Genomic DNA, 20,505 nt, shown 5'->3' with positions numbered 1-20,505 from the left:
AGGGCTTCCGGGGATCGAAATGATGAAGATGGTGTGCGGCAACAGCAATCGCCCGCTGGCGGAAGCGATCTGCTCCTACCTCAACATGCCGATGACGAAGGCCGTGGTCCGGCGCTTCAACGACATGGAAATCTTCGTCGAGATTCAGGAGAACGTGCGCGGGCAGGACATGTTCGTGATCCAGTCCACCTCATTCCCCGCCAACGACCATCTGATGGAACTGCTCATCATCATCGACGCGCTGAAACGCGCCTCGGCGCGGCGCGTCACGGCGGTGCTCCCTTACTTCGGTTATGCCCGGCAGGACAGGAAACCTGGCCCCCGCACGCCCATCTCCGCCAAGCTGGTGGCCAACCTCATCACCCGAGCGGGCGCTGACCGCGTGCTGACGCTCGATCTCCATGCCGGGCAGATCCAGGGCTTCTTCGACATTCCCACCGACAATCTCTTCGCAGGCCCCGTGATGGTGCGGGACATCAAGCAGCATGGCGATGTGGCGAACACCGTCGTCGTGTCGCCGGACGTGGGCGGCGTGGTGCGCGCCCGCGCCCTGGCCAAGCGCCTCGGTTCCCCGCTGGCCATCGTCGACAAGCGCCGCGACAGGCCGGGCGAATCGGAGGTCATGAACATCATTGGCGATGTTCAGGGCAAATCCTGCATCCTCATTGACGACATCGTCGATTCGGGCGGCACGCTTGTGAACGCCGCCGAGGCGCTTCTTGAAACCGGTGCGCGGGACGTGACGGCCTATATCACCCATGGCGTTCTCTCAGGGGGTGCCGTGTCGCGCATCACCTCGTCCAAGCTGAAAGAATTGGTGATCACCGATTCGATCCAGCCCACGGAAGCGGTGAAAATCGCCCGCAACATCCGCGTCATCCCCATCGCCGCGCTGCTGGGCGAAGCCATCGGCCGCACCAGCCGCGAGGAAAGCGTCTCCAGCCTGTTCGAATAGCTCACGCAGCCGTCATTTCCGTTCTTCAGGCTTTCCTCTATAGAGGCCCGCCATGGCCTCCATCATTTCCATCAAGAACGTCTCCAAGACCTACAAGGGCGGGTTCACCGCCCTCAAGAATGTGAACCTCGAGATCGAACAGGGCGAAATCCTGGCGTTGCTCGGCCCCAATGGTGCCGGCAAGACCACGCTTATCAGCATCATCTGCGGCATCGTCACCAAAAGCTCCGGCGCCATTCTGGTGGACGGGCATGACTCGGTGACGGAGTTTCGCAAGGCCCGCGCGCTGATCGGGCTGGTGCCGCAGGAATTGACGCTCAGCATCTTTGAAACCGTGTGGGACACGGTGAGCTTCAGCCGCAAGCTCTACGGCAAGCCGGCAAATCCTCAATATGTCGAAACGCTGCTCAAGCGCCTCATGCTGTGGGACAAAGCGCGCAACAAGATCGTCACGCTGTCGGGCGGCATGAAGCGGCGCGTGCTGATCGCCAAGGCGCTGGCGCATGAGCCGCGCATTCTCTTCCTCGATGAGCCGACGGCGGGCGTTGACGTCGAACTCCGCAAGGAAATGTGGAACGTGGTGCGCGACCTGCGCGACACCGGCGTCACCATCATCCTCACCACGCACTATATCGACGAGGCCGAGGAGATGGCCGACCGCGTGGGCGTCATCAACAAGGGCCAGCTTGTGCTGGTGGAGGAAAAGGCGTCCCTCATGCGGAAGCTCGGCCAGAAGAGCCTCACGCTGCAGCTTGCCAAACCCATGAAGACTATTCCGAAAACCCTGGCACGCCCCGGCCTTTCGCTCGCCCAGGATGGCCTGTCGCTATCCTATGCCTATGGCGCTACGGGCGAGAAGGGTGTTGTGCCGCAACTGCTTTACGATCTGGCGGCGAAGAAGATCGCCTTCACCGATCTTTCAACCGAGCAGAAATCGCTGGAAGACATTTTCATCGGCCTGGTGCACGCATGAACCCGCAATCCGTTCTCGCCATCTATATTTTCGAGATGAAGCGGTTTTTCCGCACGCTGTTCCAGAGCCTCATTTCCCCGGTCATCTCGACGGTTCTCTATTTCGTGGTGTTCGGCGCGGCCATCGGCTCACGTATCCAGAACATCGAAGGCGTGAGCTATGGCGCGTTCATCGTGCCGGGGCTCATCATGCTGTCGCTGCTCACCCAGTCGATCTCCAATGCGTCGATCGCCATCTATTTCCCGCGCTTCACCGGCACGATCTATGAATATCTGGCCGCCCCGATTTCGGCGGTTGAAATGGTGATCGGCTTCGTGGGGGCCGCATCAACCAAATCGGTCATTATCGGGCTGGTGATCCTTGCCACCTCGGCCTTCTTTGTGCCGCTGTCGATTGCCCACCCGTTCTGGATGGTGCTGTTCCTGCTGCTCACCGCCATCACTTTCAGCCTGTTCGGCTTTATCATCGGCATGTGGGCCGACAGTTTCGAGAAGCTGCAGCTCATACCGCTCCTGGTCATCACGCCGCTGACCTTTCTGGGCGGCAGCTTCTATTCGATCAAGGTGCTGCCGCCGGTCTGGCACACCATCTCGCTGTTCAACCCGGTCGTCTACCTGATCTCGGGCTTCCGCTGGAGCTTCAACGAGGTGGCGGACGTGAATGTCGGGGTCAGCCTCGGCATGACCTTCGTGTTCCTGCTGCTCTGCCTCGCGGTGATCGGCTGGATGTTCAAGACGGGCTACCGGCTCAAGAGCTGATCTGCCAAATTGACAGAGTCAATTTGCCTGGCATCCCGGCAGCAACTTTACAGTATGTAAAATGCTATGATTTTGCACGTTGCAGCGGGCAAAATTACGCGAAAAGCATCGTAAATGCTGCGTTTTTCGACGCCTAGGAATATGTTCCACGTGAAACATCTCGTTGCAAAAAACGAGTGGGGCAGGGGAGCGATTTCTGGACAAAACGCAACCGCCCGCCGTTGAAGGCGGCGGGCGGTTTCGAGATCTGCCTTTCCCGGTGAGGGGTTAGGCGCGGTTCTTGGAAATGATGCCCCAGACGAAGAGCAGGATCACCGCGCCGACGATGGCGCCGATGAAGCCGGCACCCTGTCCCGCCTGATACCAGCCGATGGCCTGGCCCAGATAGGTTGCCACGAAAGCGCCGACGATGCCGAGAATGGTCGTCAGGATGAAGCCCTGCGGCTCATTCTTGCCGGGCATCAGGAACTTGGCGATCAGACCCGCCACGAACCCGATGATGATGGTCCAGATAATGCCCATGAGGTTTCCTCCCTTTGAATGGTCCCTCAAGGCGGGATGATAGCCGGGAGAGGCATGTTCAACAATCGGGAACATTTCATCTTGCCGCATATTCCACAACGGCATGGGGCGCACTATGTTAGGTGCCCCGAAACCGGAGGTATCCTCATGAGCAAGAACACCATGCCGTCTCTCGCAGCTCTTCTCGGCCTTCTGGCCATTGCGGGCTATCAGAATCGCGACAAGATCGGAGAACTCCTCAAGGGCGCGACAGGCGGCGCCCAGCCGGGCGGTTCTGAAGGCGGCCTTCTGGGAAGTGCTGTGAAAAGCGTCACCGACATGTTCGGCGGCCAGGCCCCGGACGTTAAAGGCGGCATTTCGGATGTGGTGGACAAGTTCCGCAACGCCGGCCACGGCAGCGCCGCCGACAGCTGGGTCGGCACCGGCGCCAATGCGGATGTCACCCCCGACCAGACCGCTTCGGCACTCGGCCCCGACATCATCGACGCGCTCGTCAAGCAGACGGGCCTGACCCGCGATGAGCTGCTGAAGCGCCTGTCGCAGATCCTGCCGCAGGCCGTCGACACCATGACGCCGGGCGGAAAATTCGCCAGCTAGAATACCGGAGCGCCGGATCCGTCCGGCGCTCCGCTTTTCCAATCCGGACTTGGCAATTTGAATCCGGAACAAACTCTAAAATATTGAAGTCAGAAGATTATTCTGGCGCGGCTTCGGCTTTGCTTGCCTTTTCACCCCAAATCTCCTAAGAGCCGCCCGCCCGTTCCGGCATCGTTCACCCCTGGAGGAAGGCCGGGCAGGCTCACACTAACAGGAGACTATCATGTCCAAGATCGTTCAGCTCAAGGCCGCGTCGCGCGCCCGGGCAGGCAAGGGGGCCTCTCGCGCAGTCCGCCGTGAAGGCCTCATTCCCGGCGTCGTTTATGGCGACAAGAAAGACCCGCAGCTCGTGTCGCTCAAATATGGCGACGTGCTTCCCCATTTGCAGACCGGCCGCTTCATGTCGACCCTGATCGACCTTGAGGTCGAGGGCCAGACCATCCGCGCCATTCCGCGTGACGTGCAGTTCGAGCCGGTGCGCGATTTCATCGTGCATGTCGATTTCCTGCGCCTCGGCAAGGATGCCCGCGTGGCGGTGGACGTGCCGGTTCATTTCAAGAACCAGGAAGCCTCGCCCGGCATCAAAGCCGGTGGCGCGCTCAATATTGTCTCGCACGACGTGGCGCTCTACTGCTCCGCCGATTTCATCCCCGACGAGATCGTGGTTGACCTCGCGGGCATGCAGATCGGCCAGTCCGTCCACCTGTCCAGTATCGAGCTGCCGAAGGGCGTGGTGCCGGTCAGCCGTGATGACGTGACATTGTGCGCCATCACCGCGCAGGCCAAGGAAGAGGCTCCGGCGGAAGCTGCTGTCTCGGCTGAAGTTCCGGCTACGGCGCAGAAGGCTCCGGCGGCTGGTGCTGCCGCTCCCGCTGCGGGCGGCAAGGCTGCTCCCGCTGCCAAGGGCGCTGCCCCGGCCAAGGGTGCCGCGCCCGCTGCCGCGGCTCCTGCACCCAAGAAGAAGTAACCGGGCTTCCCCTCCCGGCCTTTGGAGGGCGGCATGAAACTTCTCGTGGGGCTTGGCAATCCGGGCCCCAAATATGCGGGCAACCGGCACAACATCGGTTTCATGGCGGTGGACGAGATTGTCCGCCGCCATGGCTTTTCGCCGTGGCGCAAGCGCTTTCAGGGCGAAACCGCCGAAGTCACGCTTGGCGGCGAAAAGGTGTTGGCGCTGAAGCCCATGATCTACATGAACGAAAGTGGGCGCTCCGTCGGCGAGGCAATGCGTTTCTTCGGCATCGATCCGGCTGACGTAATCGTGCTCTATGACGAACTCGATCTGGAGCCTGCCAAGGTGCGGGTCAGGCTCGGGGGCGGAGCAGCGGGCCATAATGGCATCCGCTCGATCATCGCCCATGCCGGGCCGCATTTCCAGCGTGTGCGTCTGGGGATCGGCCATCCCGGTGACAGGGCGCTGGTGCATCCTCATGTGCTGAGCGATTTCGCCAACGCCGAGAAGGCGTGGCTCGACCCGCTGATCGACGCCGTGGCCGAGCATATCCCGCTGATGATCCGGGGCGAAGACGGATCATTCCAGAACAAGGTGCACCTCGCACTCAATCCCCCGCCGGAAAAACCGGCGAAGAAGGCAGAAAACTGATGGGTTTCAAATGTGGCATCGTCGGGCTTCCGAATGTCGGCAAGTCCACGCTCTTCAACGCGCTCACGCAGACGGCGGCGGCGCAGGCGGCGAATTATCCCTTCTGCACCATTGAGCCCAATGTGGGCGACGTAGGCGTGCCTGATCCGCGCCTTGCGGTGCTGGCCGGCATTGCTGGCTCGCAGCAGATTATCCCCACGCGCTTGACCTTCGTGGACATCGCTGGGCTGGTGCGCGGCGCATCGAAGGGCGAAGGGCTGGGCAACCAGTTCCTCGCCAATATCCGCGAGGTGGATGCCATTGCCCATGTGGTGCGCTGCTTCGAGGATGGCGACATTACCCATGTCGAAGGCAAGATCGATCCCATCGCCGACATCGAAACCATCGAGACGGAATTGATGCTGGCCGATCTCGACTCACTGGAAAAGCGCATCGTCGGACTCGAGAAAAAAGCCAAGACTGGCGACAAGGAAGCCAAGGAACTCGTTGACCTGATGGGCCGCGCGCTTGTCCTGCTGCGCGAAGGAAAGCCTGCCCGCCTCGTCGAACGCACGGCGGAAGAGGAAAAGGCCTTCCGCGGCCTTGGCCTTCTCTCGTCCAAGCCCGTGCTTTACGTGTGTAATGTGGAAGAAAGCGCCGCTGACAAGGGCAATGATTTTTCGGCGCGGGTTTTCGCGCGCGCCAGGGAAGAGGATGCGGTGGCCTGCGTCGTCTCGGCCAAGATCGAGAGCGAGATCGCCGTTCTGCCCGAGGCCGACCAGAAGGATTATCTGGAAGCCGTGGGGCTTTCGGAGCCGGGCCTCAACCGGGTGATCCGCGCGGGATATGATCTTCTGCATCTCGTCACCTATTTCACCGTTGGGCCTAAGGAAGCCCGCGCCTGGACCATCACCAAAGGCACCCGGGGGCCTGCGGCTGCAGGCGTGATCCATACGGATTTTGAAAAGGGCTTCATCCGCGCCGAAACCATTGCCTATGACGATTATGTTGCGGGCAAGGGCGAAGCAGGCGCCCGTGAGGCGGGCAAGTTCCGTCTGGAAGGCAAGGAGTATGTGGTGCAGGATGGCGACGTCATGCACTTCCGCTTTGCCAATTGATGTCCGGTCTCCTCCATTTTGAGGATTTTCCGGTTGGCCGCATTTTTGAACTGGGGCCTTATCCCGTCACCCGCGAAGAGGTGATTGCCTTCGCGCGGGAATTCGATCCGCAGCCGTTTCATCTCGATGAGGATGCTGCGAATTCGTCCGTGCTTGGCGGTTTGAGCGCCTCAGGCTGGCACAATTGCGCCATGCTGATGCGGATGATGTGCGACGGCTTCCTCAACCGGTCCGCCGGCATGGGCTCGAACGGGCTGTCCGAGGTCAAATGGCTCAAGCCTGTCTATGTGGGTGAAACCCTGCGCGGCGCGATGACGGTTCTCGGCGCGCGCATATCATCGAAGCGCCCGGAAATGGGCATTCTCGAATGCCGCTGGGATTTGCGGAACGAGGCGGGCGAATTGAAAGTCGAGGAAACCGGCGTTCTCTTCATGCGGGTGCGGGCGCCGTGATCGGGCTGTGGCTGGACGAGATTGAAGACGGCCATGTGGTGGAACTCGGCAGTTTCACCTTCACGCGCGAGACTGTGCTCGACTATGCGCGCAAGTTCGATCCGCAGCCGTTTCATGTCGATGATGAGGCGGCGGCAAAAGGTCCATTTGGCAAGCTGGCGGCCAGCGGTTGGCACACGGCGGCGGCATGGATGAAATGCTATGTCGCCACCAACCAGCGCGAAGCGGCGGCGCGTGACAATCCAGCCCCTTCCGGCCCATCGCCCGGCTTCACCAATCTCAAATGGCTGAAGCCGGTGTTTCCCGGCGACACCATCCACTATCGCTCAACAGTGACGGGCAAGCGCGAACTGGCGTCACGCCCAGAATGGGGCCTCGTATTCTCGCGGAACGAAGGCTTCAATCAGCAGGGCGAACTGGTTTTCAGCTTTGACGGCAAAGTGCTGACGGCGCGGCGTCCGGCGCAATGAAACAACCTTGGTCCAAGAGTGAAATTGAAGCACTGCTGGCGCGCGAAACCTATTCCTATCAGCGCATAGAATTGCCGCATGGGCTCATCACGCCGGGCAAGGAGCGCGCTTCTTCGGCCGGCTTGATTTTTCCGGCCGACCTCACGGGAAAGTCGGTTCTCGATCTTGGCTGCAATCATGGAGCGCTCTGTTTCGAGGCGGTGAAGCGTGGGGCTGTGCGTGTTGTCGGGCTTGATAACAGCCCCGACATTATCCGACGGGCTCGTCTGCTCGCCGACGCCATGGGAGTGTCCGTCGAGTTCGAGGTGCGTGATCTCAACGCGCGGCATGTCGATGAGGCGTTCGACTATGTTCTCTGCCTCAATCTTCTTCATCATCTTGACGATCCCCTGTTGCAGCTTGAGACGATGAGGAAGGCCGCGCGCGAGCGGCTGGTGATCGAGGCTGCGGGGTTGAGTCTCCTCGACTACCTTCGGCGGCTCGACGTGGTGCCGCTCTATGCATTTCTTCTCTCGATTTTTCCGGTGATTTTCGTGGCGCGGACACCGGCGCGCAAGAAGGTGCCCGCCAAGCTCAAGTATTATTTCACTCGCGGTGCGCTGAAACGCATTTTAGGGAACCGGGAGGGGCTCTTCAGAACCATCCGCACAATCTCCTCGCCACACAAGGGCCGTTTTCTGCTTATTGCGGACAAACCATGAAGAGCAAGCTTCTTCCTGACCTGTTCGAACGAGGGAAGCAAAATCAATGCCCCTCGAAGCTCACCAGCGTGTGGACCTTCACACCCTTGTCCTTGAGCTTTTGCGCGCCGCCCAGGTCGGGGAGGTCGATGACGAAGGCGGCGGAGACGACCTCGCCGCCTGACTTGCGGATGAGATCGATGGCAGCGCCTGCCGTACCGCCTGTGGCGATCAGGTCATCAATCAGCAGGATGCGATCGCGCGGCTTGATGGCATCGGCATGCATCTCGATGGTGTCCACGCCATATTCCAGCGCATAGTCCTGGCCGATCACCTTGTGGGGCAGCTTGCCTTTCTTGCGGATGGGAATGAAGCCGCGGCCCAGTGTGTGTGCCACCGCTCCACCCAGAATGAATCCCCGCGCTTCTATCCCCGCCACGTAATCAATGCGGCCTTTGAGGAAAGGCCACGCCAGTTCATCCACGGTGGCGCGGAAGCCATGCAGATCAGCCAAGAGCGTGGTGATATCGCGGAACAGGATGCCGGGCTTGGGATAATCCGGAATGGTGCGGATATAGCGCTTGATGTCAAAGCCGTTGCGAAGGTCCATTGCCTGTCCTGCTGTCAGGGCCATTTCACCAGTGGCGGCATGGAGGAGAGGATGGACTCCACGTTGCCCCCGGTTTTCAGGCCGAACAAAGTGCCGCGATCATAGAGAAGATTGTATTCTACGTAACGCCCGCGACGCACCAGTTGCTCTTCGCGGTCTGCCTCCGTCCACGGTTCATCCATGTTGCGGCGGACGAGGGCGGGATAAGTCTTCAGGAAAGCTCGGCCCACATCCTGAGTGAAGGCGAAATCGGCCTCCCAGTCGCCCGAATTGTGGTGGTCATAGAAAATGCCGCCGATGCCGCGCGGCTCGTTTCGATGCGGCAGGAAAAAATACTCGTCGCACCAGGCTTTGAATTTCCGGTAGTCGGCAACGGCATGGGCATCACAGGCCGCTTGCATCGCAGCGTGAAAGTCTTGCGTGTCGGGATGCTGCTGGATGCGCCTGCGATCCAGCACTGGTGTTAAATCCGCGCCGCCGCCGAACCACCATTTCGACGTGACAATGAAGCGGGTGTTCATGTGCACGGCCGGCACATGCGGGTTCAGCGGATGAATGATGAGCGAGATGCCTGAAGCCCAGAAGCGCGGATCATCCTCCGCCCCCGGAATCTGCTTGCGAAACTCCGGCGTGAATTCGCCATGCACGGTGGAACAATGAACGCCCGCCTTCTCGAACACCTTGCCGTGCAGCATGGACATGACGCCGCCGCCCCCTTGCGGGCGCTCCCACGCCTTGCGCTCGAAGCGGGCGCCGCCTTCGATCGCTTCCAGTTCGGCGCAAATCCGGTCGCGCAGGGTTTCAAACCATTGGCTGGCGCGGGCCTTGCGGGAGTCGAGATCGGTCATTGTGGAAACATCCTGAGCTGCCGCAATGCCTCACCCGTCACCATCGCGCAAGCCATGGCGACATTGAGCGAGCGCAGGCCTTTGCGCATGGGGATCAGCAGGCGGGCATCCGCAGCATCATGCACATGATCCGGCACCCCGGCACTTTCCCGGCCCATGAGGATGATGTCGTCAGGGGCGAATGCGAAATCGGTAAAGGGCAGGGCGGCCCTGGTGCTCATCAGCACCAGCCTGCGGCCTGCCGTGGCGGTGCGGAAAGCCTCCCACGAGGCATCGCGGATCACCTCGGCCTGCGCCAGATAGTCCATTCCGGCCCGCCGAAGCATAGAATCATTCCAGGTGAAGCCCGCCGGTTCGATCACCCTGACCTTCAGCCCGAAACAGGCGCACATGCGCATGACGGTTGCCGCATTGGGCGCGATGTCCGGCTGGAAGAGGGCAATTTCAATCATGTTTGCAGAGGCTTAGGCCAAGGGATGAAGCAGCCGGTTTTCAACATGGCTGCGACACTTCATAGCTAGACTTCCTTTCGCCGCAATGTCAAAAACGCCAGCATTTAGCGCCGGATGGGAAAATACATGCCCTCACCCGGTGCCGGGGCTGCAGTACAAGGGGAAAAAGACGTGTCCACAGCGGAACATGCGGAAGTCAACCGGCGTGATTTTCTCTATATCGCGACCGGCGCCGTCGGCGCGGTGGGCGCTGCCCTCGCGGCGTGGCCCTTTATCAGCCAGATGAATCCTGATGCCTCGGTGCTGGCTTTGGCCACCATCGAAGTTGACCTGTCGCCCATCGCCGAGGGCCAGGCGGTGACGCTGAAGTGGCAGGGCAACCCGGTGTTCGTGCGCCACCGCACGGCGCCCGAGATCGAGGCTGCGAAATCCGTCAAGCTCGAAGACCTGAAAGACCCGATTTCGCGCAACGCCAACCTCAAGGATGGCTCGCCCGCGACGGATGAAAACCGCGTGGTGGGCGGCAAGGAAGCCTATCTCGTGCAGATGGGCGTGTGCACGCACCTCGGCTGCGTTCCCATTGGGGATGAAGGCGAGTTCGCGGTGGTCGAAGGCAACAACAAGGTGGGCGGCTGGTTCTGCCCCTGCCATGGCTCAATGTATGATACGGCTGGGCGCATCCGCAAAGGTCCCGCGCCGGAGAACCTGCATATTCCCAAGTATGCCTATCTCTCCGACACCAAGATCCGCATCGGCTAATTCAGGGACAGTTTCATGAGCGGACATTCTTCCTACGAACCCAAAACGGCCTTTGGAAAGTGGTTCCATGAGCGCCTGCCGGTAATGGACCTCGTCAAGGGCCAGGCCCTTGATTTCCCCACGCCGAAAAACCTCAATTACTGGTGGACCTTCGGCGGCATCCTCGCGGTGATGCTGGTGGTGCAGATCGTCACCGGCGTCGTGCTGGTCATGCACTATACCCCCAACACCGATCTCGCCTTCTCCTCCGTCGAGCACATCATGCGCGACGTGAACTACGGCTGGCTGCTGCGCTACATGCACGCCAACGGCGCGTCGATGTTCTTCATTGCTGTCTATATCCACATCTTCCGCGGCATGTATTACGGCTCCTACAAGGCGCCGCGTGAAATCCTCTGGATGATCGGCGTCATCATCTATCTCATCATGATGGCCACGGCCTTCATGGGCTATGTGCTGCCATGGGGCCAGATGAGTTTCTGGGGCGCCAAGGTCATCACCAACCTGTTCTCGGCCATTCCGTTCTTCGGCGATGCCATCACGCACTGGCTGTGGGGCGGCTTCGCGGTGGACAATCCGACGCTCAACCGCTTCTTCTCGCTGCACTACCTGCTGCCCTTCGTGCTGGCGGGCGTGGTGGGCCTGCACATCTGGGCGCTGCATATTCCCGGCAACAACAACCCGACCGGCGTTTCGGTAAAGGGCGCGCAGGATACGGTGCCGTTCCATCCTTATTACACGATGAAGGATGGCTTCGCGATCGTGGTGTTCCTGCTGTTCTATGCGGGCTGGGTGTTCTTCGCGCCCAACTTCCTGGGCCACGCCATCAACTATGCGGAAGCCAACCCGCTTTCGACGCCGGCGCATATCGTGCCGGAATGGTATTACCTGCCATTCTACGCCATCCTGCGCGCCATCACCTTCAACATCGGGCCGCTGGATGCGAAGCTGCTGGGCGTGATCGCCATGTTCGGGTCGATCATCATTCTGTTCTTCCTGCCCTGGCTTGATACGTCGAAGGTGCGGTCCGGCACCTACCGTCCGATCTTCAAGCAGTTTTTCTGGCTGTTCGTGATCAACTGCGTGCTCCTTGGTTTTGCGGGATCGGGCGCGCCCGACAATTACTTCCTCAGCCATGAGGCGGCTGATCCTACAAAATGGGCGTTGACCTACAATGTGGTCGGCAAGATCTGCACTGCCTTTTACTTCCTGTATTTCCTGGTGATCCTGCCGGTGGTGGGCCTTCTGGAAAGCCCGAAGCCGCTGCCGCCATCAATCTCCGATGCCGTGCTTGCCAAAAATAACAAAGCCTCTGCCGTGCCTGCCGAGTGATCTGGGGGAAATGAGAATGAAACTCTTCACAACACTCGGCACGGCGGTACTCGGTCTTGCCATGCTTGCTGGCGGCGCAGCCGCCGAAGGCCAGCGTGACGCCAAGAATATCTCCTTCTCCTTCGAAGGGCCGTTCGGCCATTTCGACAAGGCGCAGCTGCAGCGGGGCTATAAGGTTTACAAGCAGGTCTGTTCCAACTGCCATTCCATGCGCTTCGTCGCCTTCCGTAACCTCGCCGATCCCGGCGGGCCCGGCTTCACGGAAGAGGAAGTGAAGGCGCTGGCCGCCACTTTCCAGGTGCAGGATGGACCGGGCTCGGACGGCCAGATGTTCGAGCGCCCGGGCCTGCCGTCCGACCATTTTCCGTCACCGTTCCCCAATGAAGAGGCGGCCAAGAACGCCAATGGCGGCGCGCTGCCGCCAGACCTCTCGCTCATCACCAAGGCGCGCGCCGGCTGGTATGGCACCATCAACCAGTTCCTGTTCGGCATTGGCGGCCCGCAATATGTCTATTCCGTCCTGACGGGCTATGAGGACAAGCCGGCGGACGTCTCAATCCCCGAAGGCAAATATTACAATCCCTATTTTGCTTCCGGTCCCGCCATCGGCATGCCGCCGCATGGCACGCTGGCGGATGGCGCGGTGGAATTCGACGACGGCTCGCCCAACACCATTAACGATATGGCGCGCGATGTGTCGGCCTTCCTCGCCTGGACGGCCGAACCCAAGATGGAAGAACGCAAGAGCACCGGCTTCGCGGTGATGATCTACCTCGCCATCCTCGCCGGGCTTCTCTATCTGGTGAAGAAGAAGATCTGGTCCGACGTTCCGCATTGAGGAAATCAATCTGATTGAAAAGGCCCGGCAATTTTTCCGGGCCTTTTTGTTTGCGGCAAGTAGTTGGTGCTTTGCTATGTTGCAATCTCTGGACATGGAATGAGAGGATTCCCGATGCAGCGTGCATTGCCGTTCGTCTTGTTTATAACGCTGCTCTTGCCTGCTTCATCCTCCACCGCGAGCTGTCTCGCTACAGCCCAAACACAAGCTGCCATGAATGAATGTGCAAATTCCGATTTCGAGAGCGCCGACAGACAGCTTAATCTCGACTACAAGAAGATTATTGGACGGTTGGATGCTCCGGGCCAGACGTCTTTTCGCAAAGCGCAAGAAGCCTGGATCAAATTTCGCGATAGCGAATGCGAGTTCCGAAGTTCGGGCGTCCAAGGGGGATCGGTTTATCCGATGGTGTACGGCGAATGCCTCGCGGAGCTCACCACAAAGCGCCTTGCCGACTTCAAATATTACCTCACATGCGAGGAAGGCGACTTATCCTGCGTGACACATCCGTGACTCGCTCCGTTCTCGGCATCATCGGCGGCTCGGGCGTTTATGACATTGAGATGGACCATCCCCGGTGGGAGACGGTTGCGTCTCCTTGGGGAGCGCCTTCCGATCAGGTCAGGCGCGGCGAGATCAACGGGCTTCCTGTCGTGTTCCTGCCGCGCCATGGGCGCGGGCATGTGCAATCGCCCACTTCCATCAATTACCGCGCCAATATCGATGTGATGAAGCGGGCCGGGGTGACGGACCTCATCTCGCTTTCCGCTGTCGGCTCATTGAAAGAAGAATTGCCGCCCGGCACCTTCGTGCTGGTGGACCAGTTCATCGACCGCACCTTCGCGCGCGAGAAAAGTTTCTTTGGCGCCGGTTGCGTGGGGCATGTGCCCTTTGCACACCCCGTTTCCCCCGGCCTGCAGGCGATTGCGGCCAAGGCGCTCTCGGACGAACATATCGCCCATGCGGTGGGCGGTACCTATATGGTGATGGAAGGCCCGCAGTTTTCGACGCTGGCGGAATCCCGGCTTTACCGTTCATGGGGTGCATCGGTCATCGGCATGACGAACATGCCCGAGGCCAAGCTGGCGCGCGAGGCGGAGCTTTGTTACTGCACCGTTGCGATGGTGACGGACTATGACTCATGGCACGAAGACCATGGCGAAGTGGATGTTGCCAAGGTGATCGCGGTGATGAAGGCCAACGCAGGCAATGCCAAGCGTCTCGTTCACCGCCTTGCCGCGGATTTTCCGCGCGAGCATCAGCCGTGCCCGGCAGGGTCAGACCGCGCGCTGGAACATGCACTGATGACAGCGCCTGAGAAACGCGATCCGGCCCTGATCGCCAAGCTCGATGCCGTGGCGGGACGCGTGCTCAACCGTTAGGGCACGCGCGCCGCGCTGACCACCCTGGATTTGCGGCTGAAGACATATTGCACGAAAGGATTTTTCAGCAGGCGGCGCGCTTCGGCTGCATCGAAGGCATCATGTTTGGCGGAGCATTGGGCGCGCATCTGGTTCCAGAGCTGCTCCGCCCGCCTGTCGGCTTCGCCACAGGTCTTGGCGTGAATGGCGCGGATCTGCGCTTCCAGCCGGCTGGCGCAGCCCATCCAGATCGATCGATGGGTTTCCTCGTGGCGGCGCACGAAGCCTTCGAACTGCCGCCAGCGCGCCAGATCGGTTTGGGGAATGCCCGCCGTGCTTTGCAGCTTCGGCAGCTTGATGGTGAAATTGATCTTGAGGCGGTAATTCTGGATTTGGCACGATTTGCCCTGGATCAGCCTGCCGTCCTGTGCGGTGGTGGCGGTGGTGGCCGCGTAAGCCTTCTCACCCTTCACATGCGGACCCGAGCGGATCATGGCGCTGTAAATCTCCGCTGCGCTTTTCCCGCGCACCGGGTAATAGACGTATTTCGTGGTGATGATCGGCCGCGCTGCGGCGGAGGTCGCGAGCAGCGCACAACAGAGCAGTCCGAAAACCGGGCGGCGGATCATTCAGCAGGTCCCCTTGTTTGGCTGGTCAACTATTCGCGAGGAGCATGGCACGGTCAAGTTAAAGCGGGGGAAAGAGGCCAAGCACAAGCCGAATCGGGGCCTCTTGATCCCGTTCGCCGACTGGATCATAGTTCATCTTCGTGCAGGGCAGCCATGTCCTGTGCGCAGGCAGAGCTATTCGAACCCGGTCACGACCGGGAATGGCGCCCAGCCGTCCCCGCCGTGCTTTTTCCGCCGTTTTGAAATCCGCTGTGCCGACCCCGCATTTCCGGTGCTGGAACCGCCGGGAAGCGGACAACACACTGGAGGAGGGGCGTTCTCCATGCGCCAGAACGGCACGGTCAAGTTTTTCAATCAGGCGAAGGGCTATGGCTTTGTTTCGCCGGAAGACGGGGGCAAGGATGTGTTCGTGCATGTCACGGCCGTGCAGCGGTCCGGCATTCCCGAACTCAACGAGGGCATGCGCATCAGCTTTGAAGTGCAGCCAGACAAGCGGGGCCGGGGCCCTCAAGCCGTCGAACTGCAATTGCTCTAGCCGTGTCACGGCAGGAATGGCCGTGCATTGGAGGCACGCATGAGGCCAGTGTGGCTTAGAATGAGTGCGGCGGTCTTCTTGGGCTGCACAGTTTTCATCACGACGGGCCGGGCTGATAGCAATTGCTCCTGCCGGGTTGACGGAGCAAAATTTGAAGTCGGCGTTCTTCGCTGCGTGCGTGGCAAGCTGTCCCGCTGCATCATGTTCCTCAACAATCCTTCCTGGAAGGTCATTGACGATCAATGCCCAGAGGCGAGCCTCCCGCCGGAGAAAGCAGGGCTTCCTTTCTGCCGGGCATAGCTCAATCCGCTAAAGCCGTGCTAAGCACAGCGCCATGAAGCGCGCCCTTGTCCTGCAGCATATGGATCATGATTTTCCAGGCCGCTTTCTCGATTTTTTTGCTGAAGACAGCATCATTCCCGAATTCGTGCGTATCTGGGAAGGCGCAGAAATTCCCGCGCTCAAGGATTACGACTTCATGTTCGTGCTGGGCGGCAAGCAGGACACATGGGAAGAGGCTGAATATCCGTGGCTGGTGGGAGAGAAGCAGGCGATCCGCGAGTGGGTGAGTGATCGCGCCAAACCCTATTTCGGCGTGTGCCTGGGGCATCAATTGCTTTGCAGCGCGTTGGGTGGCGAGGTGGCGCCCGCAGAGGCCGGAGAAGTGGGCGTTCATGACGTGACTCTTACGGAGGAGGGGAAGCGCCACCGTCTGTTCAAGGGCCTTCCAGAGAGCAGCAAGGTGATGCAGTGGCACTTCGCCGAGGTGAAGCGGCCCCCGGACGGATCTGCCGTTCTGGCCTCTTCCGGCCGTGCCGCCGTGCAGGCGGTCGCCATTGGCGATCATGCCGTTGGCACGCAGTTCCATTGCGAATTCACCCCGCAATCCATGGCAGCGTGGTCATCGTTGCCCGATTACATTTCGGTTCTTGAGAAAAGCAAGGGAGAGGGAGCTTATCCGCGCCTTCTCGCGGAGGCCTATCCGCTGATGCCGGACATGCATGCGCAGACGCGCATCATCTATGAGAATCTGGCGCGGGCCAACGGCCTCAGGCGATAAGCTGCTCGCGGGTGAGCCAGAACACTTCGCCCTCGCTTTCCTCCGTATCAAGCCAGAAGAAATCGAGCTGCGGATATTGCTCCTCCAGAATATCCCGCCCCGTGCCGATCTCGCAGATGAGCCCGCCGCCGGGATTGAGATAATCGGCGGCCTCCTCGATGATACGCCGGACGATGTCCAGCCCGTCCTCGCCGCCCAGATGCGCCATGATGGGCTCATGGCCATATTCATGCGGAAAGGCGTTGACTTCCGCACCCGCCACATAGGGCGGGTTGGTGATGATCAGATCATAGGTCTGGCCTTCAACCGGATCGAAAAGATCACCGTGCAAGAGGTTGATCCGGTTCTCCAAATCATGTTCCGAGACATTGATCTTCGCAACTTCGAGGGCGGCTTCGGAGAGGTCCACGGCGTCGATGTCGGCATTGGGAAAAATGCCAGCGGCCAGAATGGCGAGGCAGCCCGAGCCGGTGCAGAGATCGAGCACCGTGCCAACGCCTTCGGTGTTTTCGATGAGGTTGAAACCCTCTCCGCCGAACAGGCCGCTGAACATCAGTTCGCCGATGAAGGAGCGCGGCACAATCACCCGCTCATCGACATAGAAGGGCACGCCATGAATGTAGCTGCGCTTCACCAGATAGGCGGCAGGCTTGCGCGTCTCGATCCGTGTACGGATGATGTCCGATACCGCCTTGCGTTCACTGTCGAGAAGGCGCGCGTCGAGCCAGGGATTGATGTCATCCACCGGCAGATGCAGCGTTTCGAGGATCAGGAAGGCCGCTTCATCAAGCGGCGTCGAGGCTCCATGGCCATGGGCGAGCTTGGCGGCGGAGAAGGCGCTTACCGCATGGCGCAGAAAATCGCGGATGGTCAGCAGTTCGGTAGCGGGATCATCGGACATGGCCCAACCATCACCGCTTGGGCGCGGAAAGTCCAGATGGGCGCGCCAGAAGGCCTACGCCCAGCACCATCAGCAGGACCACGGCGAAGATCGCCGCCAGCGTATAGGGCAGGCCATCCGGCCCGAAGGCGCTGATCGACCATCCCGCCGTCAATGCCCCCATCAGGGCCCCAACGCCCCATGTGGTGGAGAAGGAAGCGGTGCCGGTCACCAGTTCGTGGCCGGAAAAGCGGTCCCCCAGTTCCGAAAGCGCGACGGTGTAGATGCCCGCCGAGGCCGCTCCGGCGACGGTGAGCACGGGCCAGAGCCAGACTGTTCCGAAGGTAAGCGGTATCAGCGCGCAGGCGGCCATAGTTGTTACGGCGCAGCCCGCCATCACCAGCCGTTTCGGCATGTGATCGGCCAGCCAGCCAACGGGAAATTGCAGGAACGTGTTGCCGAGCACGAAGGCGGTGAGCGCCAGCGCCGCGCCATCCTGGTCCATGCCTTTCTTCACGGCGTAGACAGGCAGGAAGCCGAGATTGGCGGCATCCATGATGGCGAACAGCCCCACGGCCAGCAGAAGGATGGGAGCCTTGCGGATGAAACCGAGCACCGAGAGCGGGTCTTCGTCTTCGCTATCCACCGCCTCGTCATGCACGAAGAAAATGGGAATGGTGGCGATCAGCAGGATGATGGCGCCGATCACGAAGGGCGCATGGCCCTCAATTCCGGTCAGGGTAATCAGAACGGGCCCTCCGCCGAAACTCGCGGCGAGAATGCTGGCATAGAGCGCCAGAAGCCGCGAACGGTATTGGCCTTCTGCAAAGCGCACGACCCAAGCTTCGCTGATAGCAAAAATGGTTGAAACGAAGAAGCCGTGCAGAATGCGGATGCCGAACCACCACCAGAACACCGGAAAGAACGGATAGGCGACGATGACGGTGGCCGTCGCAAAGGCCGCGCCGATCACCGTGGCCTTGGCGCCCAGGCGGCGCACAACGGGCGGGATGGCGAAGATCGACAGCACGATCCCCAAAGGCTGCATCGCCGCGTTGTAGCCGATCACATCGGCGCTGATGCCCTGCGCTTCCATGATGAGCGACAGCAACGGGAACATCAACCCCAGCGTGAAGCCGAAGACTGTGATGGCCGAAATCGCGGCGAACAGGTTTACGGCGTTGCGCCTATCCATCGCGGCGCACCAGTTTTCCGCCGTTGAGCGCAAGGCCGAGAAGCAGGATCGCGTAAAACACCGCAAGCGTCACCGGCATGGCGTTGATGCCGAACATGTCGATGGCGGTGCCGGCAATGGGCGGCCCGATCAGCCCGCCAATGCCCCACATGGCGGCGAAGGCCGCAGAGGCCGCGATCACATCAGGCCCCTTGAACGTGTCGCCGACAATGGCGAGTGACACGACATAGACACCGAAGGCGCAGGCCGAAAGCAGCAGGGTGATCGGCCAGATTGACCAGTGGGTGATGAGTGGAATCATCAGCAGGCTAAGAACCACGGTGGCGGCGGCGGTGAGGATCACCACGCCATTGCGTGACCAGTGATCGGCCAGCCAGCCGATGGGCACGAACAGGAAGACGTTGCCGATGATCCCTAGCCCCAGAATGCGGCTCGCCACATCAAGTTCAAGGCCGTGGCGCAGTCCGAAAATGGTGAAGAAGGAGATGAACACATTGTCGAACAGTGTCGCGGCACAGACGGCGAACAGCAGCAACGGCGCGCGCTTCATGAAACGGAAGAAACCACGCTTGTCTTCCTGCCTGAAGGCGTCATCGCTCACTTTTACGAAGGCGAGCGGCAGAATGCTGGCGCTGATGCAGGCCATGCAGATCAGCCACGGCGTCCAGCCGTCGATGCCGACAATGGGAATAATGAGTGGGCCAATGGAAAAGGTCACAGCCATTACGCTGGTGTAGAAGCCCATGATGCGCCCGCGGTTCTTCTCGCCGCCGAAGGTCATCACCCAGGCTTCGCTGATGGCAAAGAGGGTGCCGGTGGCGATGCCGAAGATGAAGCGGATGGGAAACCACCACCAGATCGACGGCGACAGCTTGAAGCCGATCAGCCCGGCAATGAGGATCGCCACCACGATCATGACCACGCGGCGCGATCCCAGATGGCCAATCACCCATGGCAGCAGCGGCCCCGCCAGAAGTATGCCGATGGGGCCCATGGCGGCGACTGCCCCCATGATCCGCGCGTGGATATGCTGGCGCTCCATCAACAGGGGCAAGAGCTGCAAGGTCAGCCCCATGGCAATGTCGCAGCAGGCGACGGTCGCAATGGCGGCGACAAGATTCCCATAGCGCGGGCCCTGCGCGCTGTCCGCCATCACGGTTTGCATGGGCGTCCGTGTAGCTGCTGGCTAAATTTTCAGCAAGAGACGCCGGGTTGCGGGCGGGGGCAGGGGCGGCTAATCACCGGTCATGCCGCAGCTCAAAGTCATGATCGTTCCCGTCACGCCGTTCCAGCAGAACTGCTCCATTGTCTATGATGATGAGACAAAGGTGGGAGCGGTGGTCGATCCGGGCGGCGACGTGCCGCGCATCCTGTCGGCAATCAAGCAGAGTGGCGTCAAGGTCGAGAAGATTCTCATCACCCATGGCCATATCGATCATGCCGGGGGTGCGGCAGAGCTTGCCGAGGCGCTGAAGGTGCCCATCGAAGGCCCGAACGCGGAAGACCAGTTCCTGCTCGACAATCTCCCCGCCAGCGGCCTCCGCTTCGGCATCACCGATGCGCGGGTGGTAACGCCCGGGCGCTGGCTGAAAGAGGGCGATGAGGTTCAGGTGGGCGGCCTCACCTTCAAGGTGCTGGAAGCGCCAGGCCATTCACCGGGTTCGGTGGTGCTGTTCAACGATGAAAACCGTTTCGCGCTGATGGGGGATGTCCTGTTCAAGGGCTCGGTTGGCCGCACCGACCTGCCGCGCGCCAGCCATGAAGTCGCTGATTTCGTCGATCCGAAACAAGGTGCTGCCGCTGGGCGACGACGTGATGTTCCTGCCCGGCCATGGCGAGCCCAGTTCCATCGGCCAAGAACGCGAGACCAATCCGTTCCTGAACGAATAGGGAGTTGAC

Annotated in this window: 25 protein-coding genes and 1 pseudogene; 18 read left to right on the top strand and 8 right to left on the bottom strand. The window is 60.6% G+C overall.

Features of this window, described 5'->3' with window-relative positions; genetic code table 11:
- Positions 1-22 precede the first annotated feature (22 nt).
- Genes QM694_RS07400 through QM694_RS07390 form a run of 3 tightly spaced genes read left to right on the top strand, consistent with a single transcriptional unit; the run spans position 23 to position 2,686 of the window.
- Positions 23-955: a ribose-phosphate pyrophosphokinase gene (locus QM694_RS07400; protein ID WP_415008586.1), complete on the top strand. Its 933-nt coding sequence runs from the start codon at positions 23-25 to the stop codon at positions 953-955.
- Positions 956-1,007: 52 nt separating this feature from the next.
- Positions 1,008-1,928, top strand: coding sequence for an ABC transporter ATP-binding protein (locus QM694_RS07395; RefSeq protein WP_415006303.1), 921 nt, complete (start codon positions 1,008-1,010; stop codon positions 1,926-1,928).
- Positions 1,925-2,686, top strand: coding sequence for an ABC transporter permease (locus tag QM694_RS07390; RefSeq protein WP_415006302.1), 762 nt, complete (start codon positions 1,925-1,927; stop codon positions 2,684-2,686). The genes QM694_RS07395 and QM694_RS07390 overlap by 4 nt, the downstream gene beginning before the upstream one ends.
- A 267-nt stretch (positions 2,687-2,953) precedes the next feature.
- Here QM694_RS07390 and QM694_RS07385 read toward each other — a convergent pair whose 3' ends face one another.
- Complete coding sequence (locus tag QM694_RS07385; RefSeq protein ID WP_415006301.1) at positions 2,954-3,208, bottom strand: GlsB/YeaQ/YmgE family stress response membrane protein; 255 nt, start codon at positions 3,206-3,208, stop codon at positions 2,954-2,956.
- A 147-nt stretch (positions 3,209-3,355) separates the two neighbouring features.
- On the opposite strand from QM694_RS07385, the gene QM694_RS07380 reads away from it, so the two are divergent.
- From QM694_RS07380 to QM694_RS07350, 7 genes are all read left to right on the top strand, one after another.
- A complete protein-coding gene (locus QM694_RS07380) occupies positions 3,356-3,805 on the top strand; it encodes a YidB family protein (protein ID WP_415006300.1) in 450 nt (149 codons plus the stop codon).
- Between the two features lie 223 nt (positions 3,806-4,028).
- On the top strand, positions 4,029-4,772 hold the full coding sequence (locus QM694_RS07375; RefSeq protein WP_415006299.1) for a 50S ribosomal protein L25/general stress protein Ctc: 744 nt from the start codon (positions 4,029-4,031) through the stop codon (positions 4,770-4,772).
- Positions 4,773-4,805: 33 nt separating this feature from the next.
- Complete coding sequence (gene pth, locus QM694_RS07370) at positions 4,806-5,408, top strand: aminoacyl-tRNA hydrolase (RefSeq protein WP_415006298.1); 603 nt, start codon at positions 4,806-4,808, stop codon at positions 5,406-5,408.
- On the top strand, positions 5,408-6,505 hold the full coding sequence (gene ychF / locus QM694_RS07365) for a redox-regulated ATPase YchF (RefSeq protein WP_415006297.1): 1,098 nt from the start codon (positions 5,408-5,410) through the stop codon (positions 6,503-6,505). The genes pth and ychF overlap by 1 nt, the downstream gene beginning before the upstream one ends.
- Positions 6,505-6,957, top strand: coding sequence for a MaoC family dehydratase (locus QM694_RS07360; protein ID WP_415006296.1), 453 nt, complete (start codon positions 6,505-6,507; stop codon positions 6,955-6,957). Before ychF ends, QM694_RS07360 begins: the two co-directional genes overlap by 1 nt.
- Positions 6,954-7,427, top strand: a complete 474-nt coding sequence (locus QM694_RS07355) for a MaoC family dehydratase (protein WP_415006295.1) — start codon at positions 6,954-6,956, stop codon at positions 7,425-7,427. The genes QM694_RS07360 and QM694_RS07355 overlap by 4 nt, the downstream gene beginning before the upstream one ends.
- Entirely contained in the window at positions 7,424-8,128 is a 705-nt protein-coding gene (locus tag QM694_RS07350) for a class I SAM-dependent methyltransferase (protein WP_415006294.1), read from the top strand. Before QM694_RS07355 ends, QM694_RS07350 begins: the two co-directional genes overlap by 4 nt.
- 43 nt (positions 8,129-8,171) lie before the next feature.
- Here the strand turns inward: QM694_RS07350 and QM694_RS07345 are convergent, their stop codons facing one another.
- From QM694_RS07345 to QM694_RS07335, 3 genes are read right to left on the bottom strand one after another with little or no spacing between them, the layout of a single operon-like run.
- Positions 8,172-8,717, bottom strand: coding sequence for an adenine phosphoribosyltransferase (locus QM694_RS07345; protein WP_415006293.1), 546 nt, complete (start codon positions 8,715-8,717; stop codon positions 8,172-8,174).
- Between the two features lie 14 nt (positions 8,718-8,731).
- Positions 8,732-9,565 carry an oxygen-dependent coproporphyrinogen oxidase gene (hemF, locus tag QM694_RS07340; RefSeq protein ID WP_415006292.1) on the bottom strand — a complete coding sequence of 278 codons (834 nt, stop codon included), beginning with the start codon at positions 9,563-9,565 and terminating at the stop codon, positions 8,732-8,734.
- Positions 9,562-10,017: a tRNA (cytidine(34)-2'-O)-methyltransferase gene (locus QM694_RS07335; RefSeq protein ID WP_415006291.1), complete on the bottom strand. Its 456-nt coding sequence runs from the start codon at positions 10,015-10,017 to the stop codon at positions 9,562-9,564. Before QM694_RS07335 ends, hemF begins: the two co-directional genes overlap by 4 nt.
- Positions 10,018-10,188: 171 nt before the next feature.
- Between QM694_RS07335 and petA the strand changes: the two genes are divergently transcribed.
- From petA to QM694_RS07310, 5 genes are all read left to right on the top strand, one after another.
- Entirely contained in the window at positions 10,189-10,776 is a 588-nt protein-coding gene (gene petA / locus QM694_RS07330; protein WP_415006290.1) for a ubiquinol-cytochrome c reductase iron-sulfur subunit, read from the top strand.
- Between the two features lie 15 nt (positions 10,777-10,791).
- The gene (locus QM694_RS07325; RefSeq protein ID WP_415006289.1) at positions 10,792-12,108 is read left to right on the top strand and encodes a cytochrome b; all 1,317 of its coding nucleotides are present in this window, start codon (positions 10,792-10,794) and stop codon (positions 12,106-12,108) included.
- 16 nt (positions 12,109-12,124) lie between these two features.
- On the top strand, positions 12,125-12,946 hold the full coding sequence (locus tag QM694_RS07320; protein WP_415006288.1) for a cytochrome c1: 822 nt from the start codon (positions 12,125-12,127) through the stop codon (positions 12,944-12,946).
- 114 nt (positions 12,947-13,060) lie between these two features.
- Positions 13,061-13,459, top strand: coding sequence for a lysozyme inhibitor LprI family protein (locus QM694_RS07315; RefSeq protein ID WP_415006287.1), 399 nt, complete (start codon positions 13,061-13,063; stop codon positions 13,457-13,459).
- A complete protein-coding gene (locus QM694_RS07310) occupies positions 13,456-14,328 on the top strand; it encodes an S-methyl-5'-thioadenosine phosphorylase (protein WP_415006286.1) in 873 nt (290 codons plus the stop codon). The genes QM694_RS07315 and QM694_RS07310 overlap by 4 nt, the downstream gene beginning before the upstream one ends.
- Here QM694_RS07310 and QM694_RS07305 read toward each other — a convergent pair.
- Complete coding sequence (locus tag QM694_RS07305; RefSeq protein ID WP_415006285.1) at positions 14,325-14,936, bottom strand: DUF922 domain-containing protein; 612 nt, start codon at positions 14,934-14,936, stop codon at positions 14,325-14,327. The two genes, QM694_RS07310 and QM694_RS07305, sit on opposite strands and share 4 nt — an antisense overlap.
- Before the next feature lie 322 nt (positions 14,937-15,258).
- Between QM694_RS07305 and QM694_RS07300 the strand changes: the two genes are divergently transcribed.
- Both QM694_RS07300 and QM694_RS07295 read left to right on the top strand, forming a co-directional pair.
- The gene (locus tag QM694_RS07300) at positions 15,259-15,471 is read left to right on the top strand and encodes a cold-shock protein (RefSeq protein WP_415006284.1); all 213 of its coding nucleotides are present in this window, start codon (positions 15,259-15,261) and stop codon (positions 15,469-15,471) included.
- A gap of 334 nt (positions 15,472-15,805) precedes the next feature.
- Positions 15,806-16,531 (top strand): type 1 glutamine amidotransferase, encoded by a 726-nt coding sequence (locus QM694_RS07295; protein ID WP_415006283.1) that lies wholly within the window; start codon positions 15,806-15,808, stop codon positions 16,529-16,531.
- On the opposite strand, the gene prmB is transcribed toward QM694_RS07295, so the two are convergent.
- The 3 genes from prmB to QM694_RS07280 are packed head-to-tail and all read right to left on the bottom strand — an operon-like array spanning position 16,521 to position 19,759.
- Positions 16,521-17,432 (bottom strand): 50S ribosomal protein L3 N(5)-glutamine methyltransferase, encoded by a 912-nt coding sequence (prmB, locus tag QM694_RS07290; RefSeq protein ID WP_415006282.1) that lies wholly within the window; start codon positions 17,430-17,432, stop codon positions 16,521-16,523. The genes QM694_RS07295 and prmB overlap by 11 nt on opposite strands.
- 10 nt (positions 17,433-17,442) lie before the next feature.
- A complete protein-coding gene (locus tag QM694_RS07285) occupies positions 17,443-18,606 on the bottom strand; it encodes an MFS transporter (protein ID WP_415006281.1) in 1,164 nt (387 codons plus the stop codon).
- A complete protein-coding gene (locus QM694_RS07280; protein ID WP_415006280.1) occupies positions 18,599-19,759 on the bottom strand; it encodes an MFS transporter in 1,161 nt (386 codons plus the stop codon). Before QM694_RS07280 ends, QM694_RS07285 begins: the two co-directional genes overlap by 8 nt.
- Before the next feature lie 94 nt (positions 19,760-19,853).
- On the opposite strand from QM694_RS07280, the pseudogene QM694_RS07275 reads away from it, so the two are divergent.
- Positions 19,854-20,496 (top strand): annotated as a pseudogene (locus tag QM694_RS07275) (MBL fold metallo-hydrolase).
- Positions 20,497-20,505 lie beyond the last annotated feature (9 nt).

The sequence above is a fragment of the Aestuariivirga sp. genome (assembly GCF_047602625.1).
GTDB lineage: Bacteria > Pseudomonadota > Alphaproteobacteria > Rhizobiales > Aestuariivirgaceae > Aestuariivirga.
This window is presented reverse-complemented; position numbering and strand designations above follow the sequence as displayed.

What these genes read in the sequence shown, in the direction of transcription:
- prmB (WP_415006282.1), bottom strand. Translation starts at nt 17,432, where the DNA reads ATGTCCGATGATCCCGCTACCGAACTGCTGACCATCCGCGATTTTCTG.
- QM694_RS07385 (WP_415006301.1), bottom strand. Translation starts at nt 3,208, where the DNA reads ATGGGCATTATCTGGACCATCATCATCGGGTTCGTGGCGGGTCTGATC.
- ychF (WP_415006297.1), top strand. Translation starts at nt 5,408, where the DNA reads ATGGGTTTCAAATGTGGCATCGTCGGGCTTCCGAATGTCGGCAAGTCC.
- QM694_RS07285 (WP_415006281.1), bottom strand. Translation starts at nt 18,606, where the DNA reads ATGGATAGGCGCAACGCCGTAAACCTGTTCGCCGCGATTTCGGCCATC.
- QM694_RS07335 (WP_415006291.1), bottom strand. Translation starts at nt 10,017, where the DNA reads ATGATTGAAATTGCCCTCTTCCAGCCGGACATCGCGCCCAATGCGGCA.
- QM694_RS07325 (WP_415006289.1), top strand. Translation starts at nt 10,792, where the DNA reads ATGAGCGGACATTCTTCCTACGAACCCAAAACGGCCTTTGGAAAGTGG.
- QM694_RS07360 (WP_415006296.1), top strand. Translation starts at nt 6,505, where the DNA reads ATGTCCGGTCTCCTCCATTTTGAGGATTTTCCGGTTGGCCGCATTTTT.
- QM694_RS07380 (WP_415006300.1), top strand. Translation starts at nt 3,356, where the DNA reads ATGAGCAAGAACACCATGCCGTCTCTCGCAGCTCTTCTCGGCCTTCTG.
- hemF (WP_415006292.1), bottom strand. Translation starts at nt 9,565, where the DNA reads ATGACCGATCTCGACTCCCGCAAGGCCCGCGCCAGCCAATGGTTTGAA.
- QM694_RS07305 (WP_415006285.1), bottom strand. Translation starts at nt 14,936, where the DNA reads ATGATCCGCCGCCCGGTTTTCGGACTGCTCTGTTGTGCGCTGCTCGCG.
- QM694_RS07390 (WP_415006302.1), top strand. Translation starts at nt 1,925, where the DNA reads ATGAACCCGCAATCCGTTCTCGCCATCTATATTTTCGAGATGAAGCGG.
- pth (WP_415006298.1), top strand. Translation starts at nt 4,806, where the DNA reads ATGAAACTTCTCGTGGGGCTTGGCAATCCGGGCCCCAAATATGCGGGC.
- QM694_RS07400 (WP_415008586.1), top strand. Translation starts at nt 23, where the DNA reads ATGAAGATGGTGTGCGGCAACAGCAATCGCCCGCTGGCGGAAGCGATC.
- QM694_RS07300 (WP_415006284.1), top strand. Translation starts at nt 15,259, where the DNA reads ATGCGCCAGAACGGCACGGTCAAGTTTTTCAATCAGGCGAAGGGCTAT.
- QM694_RS07320 (WP_415006288.1), top strand. Translation starts at nt 12,125, where the DNA reads ATGAAACTCTTCACAACACTCGGCACGGCGGTACTCGGTCTTGCCATG.
- QM694_RS07375 (WP_415006299.1), top strand. Translation starts at nt 4,029, where the DNA reads ATGTCCAAGATCGTTCAGCTCAAGGCCGCGTCGCGCGCCCGGGCAGGC.
- QM694_RS07350 (WP_415006294.1), top strand. Translation starts at nt 7,424, where the DNA reads ATGAAACAACCTTGGTCCAAGAGTGAAATTGAAGCACTGCTGGCGCGC.
- QM694_RS07395 (WP_415006303.1), top strand. Translation starts at nt 1,008, where the DNA reads ATGGCCTCCATCATTTCCATCAAGAACGTCTCCAAGACCTACAAGGGC.
- QM694_RS07315 (WP_415006287.1), top strand. Translation starts at nt 13,061, where the DNA reads ATGCAGCGTGCATTGCCGTTCGTCTTGTTTATAACGCTGCTCTTGCCT.
- QM694_RS07345 (WP_415006293.1), bottom strand. Translation starts at nt 8,717, where the DNA reads ATGGACCTTCGCAACGGCTTTGACATCAAGCGCTATATCCGCACCATT.
- QM694_RS07280 (WP_415006280.1), bottom strand. Translation starts at nt 19,759, where the DNA reads ATGGCGGACAGCGCGCAGGGCCCGCGCTATGGGAATCTTGTCGCCGCC.
- QM694_RS07295 (WP_415006283.1), top strand. Translation starts at nt 15,806, where the DNA reads ATGAAGCGCGCCCTTGTCCTGCAGCATATGGATCATGATTTTCCAGGC.